Origin of the sequence: Bacteriovorax sp. DB6_IX, from assembly GCF_000447775.1 — a bacterium.
Taxonomy (GTDB): domain Bacteria; phylum Bdellovibrionota; class Bacteriovoracia; order Bacteriovoracales; family Bacteriovoracaceae; genus Halobacteriovorax_A.
Genome location: NZ_AUNJ01000307.1, coordinates 1 through 7775 on the forward strand (window position 1 = coordinate 1; position 7775 = coordinate 7775).

Below are 7775 nucleotides of genomic sequence, written 5' to 3' on the forward strand. Positions count from 1 at the left end.
AAGCCTTTTGCTTAAATACCGCGCCATCTTTTAAAAGAGTGAATGTGCGAATACCATTCTTATTTCCGAGTTCAGCCTGCAGTTTGGATTTCTTAGTAAAGGGAGTCTTAAGCTTAGCAATTGTATTAAAACCTAGTCGAAGTTTGGAATCGTCAATTTCCTTTCCATGTTCTTTAAGAAAATTGGCAAACTCTTTCTTCTTTTGAGTTAAATCACCAAGATCACCAAAGATCATATCAAACTCTCCATTAACGAACTGAAGCTCTAAAATATTTTCTTCAAAGATCTCTTCATCATCATCGAGAAAAACTTCCCACCAGGTTTTTCCTCGTTGGCAATAGTGAAGAACAAGATCTCCAAAGTCCACATCCAGACTAAAGTCGTCATCACAGAAACTTGGTATTTTAAGCATCTTATTCCATTTCTCAAACTCTAAGCAAATAGCGGCGTAGACAAATTCCTCGTTATCGGCCATATCCTGGTGAGACTTCTCGTAGGACTCCATCTCATGAATATAGTAATTAAGATTTCCTACAGCACGTCTGACTTGCGCACTAGATTGAGCGGTATATTCAGTAGAAGATATTCCTGGCCCACTAAGAATTTCAAAATGATGATGAATTTTATTGAAGAAGTCACGATCAAGACCATCGTTAATATGCTCCTCAATTTTATAGCGGCCATCTTCATTGATGATATCAATGGACTTTTGCAGTTCCTGGGCAATAAAGCCAAGATCGCGATTGGTATTAACAAAGCCAAGGAAGCGAGGAAAGAGCTGATAGGGCGAGTCGAGCCAATCAGTGAAGCACTTAAGCCATAATCCTGCACTTGGACTCTTTACAATATCCCACTTAAGTTTAAAAGGATTCTTATCATGGATACTATCAACAAATTCGATCTCTAATTCATACATAATCTTATTTTAGGGCCACATGGAAAACTAATCAATCAACAAATAGCTGAGGACAATCATAGATCTCAACAATATCTTCATCAGTATAAAATTCCGATGTCCCAGAATAGCTCAGGCAGAAATTTAAAAAGATAGGATCTTTGAAATTTCGATAGATAACATCACCAGACTTTAACTCCATAAACTGATCTCTTCTTTTACAAAAGTTCTGGGCAAAATCGCTAATCACAATCTTTGAAGCACCAATATCTAGAGCCCCCAACTCAGGTATTATGTAGTGGGCCTCATTTTTTAAAACTAAGCCTGGGCCATTTTTTGAAACAGCTGATTGCACTAAGTAGACACTTTCACCGAAGAGCTCCTTGAGTTGAGCATGTCCTCCCCAATTGGAAAGAATCGCTCGATGGCCAAAGCTAAGCGCCTTATAGGCCGCAATTCCAAAGTTCTCGTCTGTTTGAAGACTAAGGGAAATAAATGTCAAACTCCCCTCTTGCATTAACTGATCAATTTGCTCCTCTGTTTTTGGGCCATGAAATATCACCTCATCGCTAAGACCAAGCTGATTGACCAAATCTAAGATATAGTCTTTATAGGAGCTCATCTTCATCTCAAAGTATGGCAAGTCTAGATTGTCCCAATCCCCAAAGAGTTCTAACACTGCACCTGGATGAGATTTCTTATAATGCGAAAAAAATAAGAGTAGGCCATGAAGATTCTTTTGAAAACTAAGACGACCAATATAGACTAAACGCTGCTTATTCGCTGGCCGCAACTCATCTCTTGGACGAATTTCAAAGGGCCTTAACTCAACTTGTACATTTGAAAAACACTGACGTGTTAACTCGATATCACGAAAACAGCTTACAACAAACTTATCTTTAGTGCTTAGGTGCCTGGCAAGTCCGAATTTAATAAGTGGCCAGTAATAACTCGAGGCCATCCCAAGAGCGTAAAACTCGATGACTAAATCATCTTTTAAAAGTGATTTTAGAAGAGCAAGAAGCTTAAAACTCTCCACACAGTGATCAAGACAAATAATCTTTTCATACTTCATGAAGCTTTTAGCGTTTTTAAAAACCTCATCTCTTCTCACATAGTAAATATCGAGATTGCCATAAAGAGCTCTCGCTTGCTTTATAGTGTAATCACAAACAAGCTTGACACTTGCCCATGACTCTTCTTGATTTGGAAGTAGCAATAACGTACTCAAGAACTCTCCTATCCAGGGATCTCACCTCGACTCAATTGAATTTGTAAGTGTAGCACATCATTATTATGCTTTTGATCGGCCTCATCTGACAACCTTACAAAGTCTGCGATAGTATCGATCTGCTTCTTAATAGCACTGAGGTAACGCGGAGAAATTCTTCGAATCATCATCTTATTAACGAGTCTTTCAAAATCAAACTGTGATGAGAATTCATTATCCCAATGATCAAATTTCTGATAGGCCTTGATAACCTTCTCATCCTGACTAAGAGGAAAGCGAAATTCAGAAGAAGTACTTTGGATATGATCGTTTTGAAGAAGTAAAATATTGGCCTGGACAAGCTCATCAATTGACCCTTGCAGTCCATGATATTGACGAATCTCTTGGATAGAAACGGGCCCACGTGAAAGAGTCAAGAGGAGAAAGAGAAAGTAATTCTCTTCTTTTTGAGCAAGAACTTCTATTTGTCTAAGGCTTAACTCTCGCTGTCCCTGTGCCACACTTGTGGCCTTGCTGGAAATAGAATTATCTTCAATCGGTTTTTGATCTTTAAAGAGAAATTCAAAGGATTGAAACTGATTGCGACAATAGGCCATAATCAAATTCTGTCCATTTTCAGCACTCATGGCCTTGGCCATTTGATTCACAATAACAGAGGATGGAAAGGCCTGACTCTTTTCAACTTTCATGTAGTACTGGTAATTACATTCAAGACCACGCTCATGAAGATATTCATAGAAGGACTTAGCGCTTTTAAAACCACTCTCACTTCTTAATCTAGCTAAAGTTTTACCAAAATCACTCAAAGTATCCTCCTAGGAGATTATCGCCTGACAAAAGATTGGGCATACTCCCTATCGGTGAGGTAGAACATTTTCATTAATTAACAGGAGCAAACAATTGAAATCACTTAACTTAGTGAAGGTATTTCTACTTATCACCATGCTACTTCCACTGGCCTCAAATGCTGGTAATGGTGTTGAAAGAGGGCGTGTCGTTCTAGGAAGAGACTTTCATCTTGATAAAGAAATCAAAAGCTATATTGGAAAGAAGATGGTCAATTGTACCAAAGATATTTCTAATGATTACTTTCTTGTTAAGAACGTAGAAATTGAAGAAGACAATGTCGATCAAGGTATTACTGACCTCTACTATACAGTTGAGATGGAACATAAGAATAAACTTGGTAAGACTTTGAACAAGGTCGCTGTTGAAGTTGAAGATGCAGACTACAGCAACTGGAGAAAATACGAAGAGAAACTCTCACTAAAATTCTTAGTGGATAAAAATAAACTTTGTCGTTAAAAGCGTATATTAAACTGGGGGGTTTAAAATGGGTAAAGCTTTATTATTAGGACTATTGGTTACAACTGGTGTTAACGCAGAAATTATTAACTCTAACTACGAAGTAAGACTTAATAATGCCATTGAAAATGCGATCACTAATGAGTGCAACCAAATGCTTGATCTTACAATTCTAAGCAGCAAGATCGTTGAAGATAGAATTGATCAAGGAATTACTGATCTTAAGATCACAACAACTCTATCAGGTAAGCAGAGATATGATCAAAATATCTTTGATCAATACGAGATCGTTGTAGAGTCTGAATATGCTGATGCTTATGATCACGCAACTGGAGAATACGGTTGGTATGATATTAAAAGCGTTGAATGTAAAATGCTATTCTAAAGAAAAAAAAGCCAGCTAAAGAAGCTGGCTTTTTTAATGGAGGACAGGATCGGATTTGAACCGATGAAAACAACAGTTTTGCAAACTGCGCCGTTAGACCACTCCGGCACCTGTCCATAGATTCTAAGTTTGACTTAGGAATTTTGATTCTAGTGATTTTTAGTCGAAAGTCAAGAAAAACTAGCGCTAAGTATATGAAAACTTATTACGCTATAAGCAACAAGGGATATACTTTAGAAGCATATCCCCTATTACAATATTAAGCTTCTCTAATTACGTACTTGTCTTTACCAGCGTCAACCATTTCTCTAAGTTCTTTACCAACTTTGAAGAATGGAACTTTCTTTGGTGGTACTTTAACTACTTTACCAGTCTTAGGATTTCTCCCTTCATAGGCCTTATAGTTTCTATTGGCGAATGAGCCAAATCCACGAATTTCGATTCTCTCGTCTTCGTAAAGCGATTTAATCATACTATCAAAACAAATGTTAACAACAGTTTCCGCTTGCTTATGCGTAATGCTGGCCTGTTTTTCAATTGCTGCGATAAGATCTGCTTTTGTCATATTATTCTCCTCCCCCCTAGGGATTAAAAAAATGAATCATGAAGATTTAACTATTATATCGGCTAAACAGCTAAAAACATTAATTTTTTATGCATCGCCACAAATATTTCTCAAAACTTAGAAAACCAGCATTCATAATTCATTCTCTATCTTATTGATTTTACGACAAAAATCAAATTAATCAAGGCTTCGACCTCTTTATATAAGTAAAATTAAAGTTGGAGGGTGAAATATACGAAAATACTAATAGAAATAGGTATATTATGATGAAAATTTTCACTAGCTTAACATTTATAACGATTGCGGCCCTGCTCACATCATGTGTGCCAGATAGTTCTGGTGGCCGTCAAAAGTTCACCTCTTCCGCTTCTGCAACCACATGTACAGAATCATTCTTTCTCTATACTGACGGAACAAGTTGTGCCACAACTTGTCCAACGGGAACTCATGAAGGAACATCTGATGAGGTCGCTGCAATCCTTGCTGATGCGACAGTTTCAGATGAGATTAAGGAAATTGTTCAAACATCCAAAGGTGTTTGTATAGATGATCCAACAATTGAATCTAGACCATCTGGAGAAATTTATATCAATAGTGACTTCTGTGTTTGTAAGAATGCTAAGGTTGCCTCTGTTAATGCATCCACAAGTTGTACTTCAACTTGTGCTGAAAAGAATGTCACGGTTGCCACAATTTTTGGAAGCGTGAGTGTTTCATCTGTAATTTCAGGAAATGAAAACCTTAAAAACCTTCACGGTTGGTGTAATAATGACCTAGACAATGAAGCACAAAACCCTGCTTCTTGTAGCCTTGTGGCCACAGATATGAATGGGGCAAGTGCCAATATCAATATCACGACATCCGCCAACTCTAATAGCTTCTCAGCAACACTAGAAGGAAATATAAGCTTTGATAAAACTTATAAGTTACAAATTGTAGAGACAGGAACTGGCGTTGAAAATGCCACGACAAGTATAGAACAGGTAAGACTTCTAGAGCCTGAGACTGATGATGGACTGGATTTAGATGGAAATCTAAGAATCAAGCTGGTTGGACAATATACTTGTTTCTTTAGAACGATTCAAACAGATAATAATACAAATGATGACTACTACCTTGGAACGGCAAGATACCACTTCTATCTTCCATCTGATGCGAGTATCACTCCTCTATCACCGGGTCTTTATTCGACAATTTTCTGTCACGACTATGTGAAAGAACAAGATACAAATGACAAGGCCAAGTATAGTCGTCTTGAATTTATCCCAGATCAATATGCCCTTTGGGATACTCTTGATCCAAGATTTATTAAGTCTGGTAATAATTTAAGTGTGGACTTCCTCATTCAAGAAAAGATTGAGCAATTTGGAGTTTCTGATCCACCACTAAAGTCATACTTTAGTGAACTCAATGGATGTACTTCTCCTGACTCTTCTGGAAGTGGCTGTATCAGTCAGGTTCTGGGAATTGCCATGAGTCCTTTCATTGATAGTAAAGGAAAGTCATTCTGTCCTGGAACAGATGAATACCTCGGAACAAATCCTGAAATGCGTGCCCTAGGAGAAATCATAGGTGTTCCAACAGAGGGAATCTATTACGCTGAAGGACCTCGTGAAGTTCAGACTCTTCCAGATGGTTCACAACAGGAACTAAGTAATGATGTCATTATGGTTCGTGAAGGTGTCTTAAAGAAGATCTGGTTCCACCTTGGTAATAATGGTGTTCCAGTAACTCCTACTGAACAAACAGAGAATCAGGCCACATACTTCTACTGGCCAGCTGATTTTGCAAGTCCTTATGTTCAAAAGAAAGGATATCAAAAGCTTTATACGGTGAAGAGAATTGGTGAATTATTGAATCAAGGAAGAACAACTGAGATTCCAACAAGCCTGACTCCTCACGATAGAAAAGCAGCTTGTGTTCCGGCTTCGAGTGATTAGATCGTATCGACGCCACCGAAGCCCGGAACAAATACCTCTAAGAAAATTCCCCACATAGGATCTAGGTAATAACCATAGAAGTGGACAATAATCGCTCCACGAACTCCCCAGACGATAAGTAACTTAACAAGCCCCATCATCACTCGTGTCATAAAGGTCATGCTTGGACGCACTAGGAGTTTCCCAAGTAAGAAGCCAAAGACAATTGTTCCCAACATATAGAGACCGACATCTTTGAGCTTATCCATATCATTCTTCATCTCAAGGGCCCGAGGAAGAGCATCAGGAGACTTATAGAGCCTTGCCATAAAGTCTAGAGTCTTAGGATAGTCTTTAAAAACTTTTCCAGTTCTCGTCCCCTTAGAGGCATGGAGCATCTCGGCCTTAATTGAGTCTAAGTCCATACGATTATAGCGCTTGAGCATCTTTAAAAAGACCCTCTGAGTCTCTTTGTTAGAGATATCTGGCTTGATGGCCTGGGACTCATTCTCTTCAAAATCTTCGCCTGTAGAAGCTTGTGCTTGAGCACTTTGGGAGCGTTGAAATTTTTGGAGCTGCTCTATTAATTGCTTTGATTTTTCTTGGGCCGCTTTCATTTGGGCCGAAAGCTCATTGTCAGCAAAAATATTAGGGCCAATAAATGACCCTAATAGATATGTGAAAATGATCAGTTTGAGATGCGACTTAAGCATTAACTGGCTTACCTTCTTTAACTCCCTGTCCTCTCATCTTATCGAAGAAAAGAGTCACTGGAGCAGCGATAAAGATTGAAGAATAAGTTCCAATCAGTACACCAAGTGTAATTGCCATAAAGAAATCTCTAATGGCCAGTCCACCGAAGAAGTACATAGTTAAAGAGATAAATAGAGTCGTTCCAGAAGTTAAAACTGTTCTAGAAAGAGTCTCATTTACCGCATTATTAATATGCTCAGAAAGTGTTCTTCCAACAAATTTCTGCTCATGCTCACGTACTCTATCGTAAACAATAACCGTATCGTTAACTGAGTAACCAATAACCGCAAGAAGAGCAGCTACAGTTTGAAGTGTAAACTCTGTTCCCGTAAGAGCAAAGATCCCTAGAATAATCGTTACATCGTGAAAAAGGGCCACGATAGCACCTGGTGAATATTTGAAGTCAAATCTTAGACCAATATATACCATAATCGCGAGTAGTGCCCAAAGCATCGCAAGAAAACCTGACTTTCTTAGCTCAGCCCCAGCTTTTGGACCAACGATATCCACTTTTCTAATCTCAAGACCACTGCTTGCAAAAGATGCCTTTAGGGCCTCACTTACCTTCTGAGTAACAGCATTAAGATTTTCTTCTTTTGCTGGAACTTTAATAAGGTATTCATTGTCGATGACTTCACCAATTGACTGAACAGAGATTCCAGTAAATCCGGCACTCTTCATTTCTTTTCTAAGATCATTCAGGTTAATTTTTTCTTGAAATT

General features: G+C 38.3%; 9 protein-coding genes and 1 tRNA gene. 3 read left to right on the top strand and 7 right to left on the bottom strand.

Going from position 1 to position 7775, the window contains the following annotated elements:
* From M901_RS09085 to M901_RS09095, 3 genes are all read right to left on the bottom strand, one after another.
* On the bottom strand, positions 1–916 hold a 916-nt coding region (locus tag M901_RS09085; protein ID WP_021277909.1), incomplete at its 3' end, for a hypothetical protein.
* A gap of 31 nt (positions 917–947) precedes the next feature.
* Positions 948–2126, bottom strand: coding sequence for a glycosyltransferase (locus tag M901_RS09090; protein ID WP_157679935.1), 1179 nt, complete (start codon positions 2124–2126; stop codon positions 948–950).
* Between the two features lie 8 nt (positions 2127–2134).
* A complete protein-coding gene (locus M901_RS09095) occupies positions 2135–2932 on the bottom strand; it encodes a hypothetical protein (protein WP_021277911.1) in 798 nt (265 codons plus the stop codon).
* Positions 2933–3026: 94 nt separating this feature from the next.
* Between M901_RS09095 and M901_RS09100 the strand changes: the two genes are divergently transcribed.
* A complete protein-coding gene (locus M901_RS09100; RefSeq protein ID WP_021277908.1) occupies positions 3027–3431 on the top strand; it encodes a hypothetical protein in 405 nt (134 codons plus the stop codon).
* 28 nt (positions 3432–3459) lie between these two features.
* Positions 3460–3816 carry a hypothetical protein gene (locus M901_RS09105; RefSeq protein ID WP_021277903.1) on the top strand — a complete coding sequence of 119 codons (357 nt, stop codon included), beginning with the start codon at positions 3460–3462 and terminating at the stop codon, positions 3814–3816.
* Between the two features lie 37 nt (positions 3817–3853).
* On the opposite strand, the gene M901_RS09110 is transcribed toward M901_RS09105, so the two are convergent.
* A tRNA-Cys gene (locus M901_RS09110) sits at positions 3854–3932 on the bottom strand.
* Positions 3933–4075: 143 nt separating this feature from the next.
* Positions 4076–4381 (bottom strand): HU family DNA-binding protein, encoded by a 306-nt coding sequence (locus M901_RS09115; RefSeq protein WP_021277910.1) that lies wholly within the window; start codon positions 4379–4381, stop codon positions 4076–4078.
* 266 nt (positions 4382–4647) lie between these two features.
* Here M901_RS09115 and M901_RS09120 point away from each other — a divergent pair, with 266 nt between their 5' ends.
* The gene (locus tag M901_RS09120; RefSeq protein ID WP_198295378.1) at positions 4648–6321 is read left to right on the top strand and encodes a hypothetical protein; all 1674 of its coding nucleotides are present in this window, start codon (positions 4648–4650) and stop codon (positions 6319–6321) included.
* Here the strand turns inward: M901_RS09120 and M901_RS09125 are convergent.
* Positions 6318–7013: a hypothetical protein gene (locus M901_RS09125; protein WP_021277906.1), complete on the bottom strand. Its 696-nt coding sequence runs from the start codon at positions 7011–7013 to the stop codon at positions 6318–6320. The two genes, M901_RS09120 and M901_RS09125, sit on opposite strands and share 4 nt — an antisense overlap.
* The coding region (gene secF, locus M901_RS09130; RefSeq protein WP_021277907.1) for a protein translocase subunit SecF at positions 7006–7775 on the bottom strand (770 nt) is incomplete at its 5' end. The genes secF and M901_RS09125, both read right to left, overlap by 8 nt.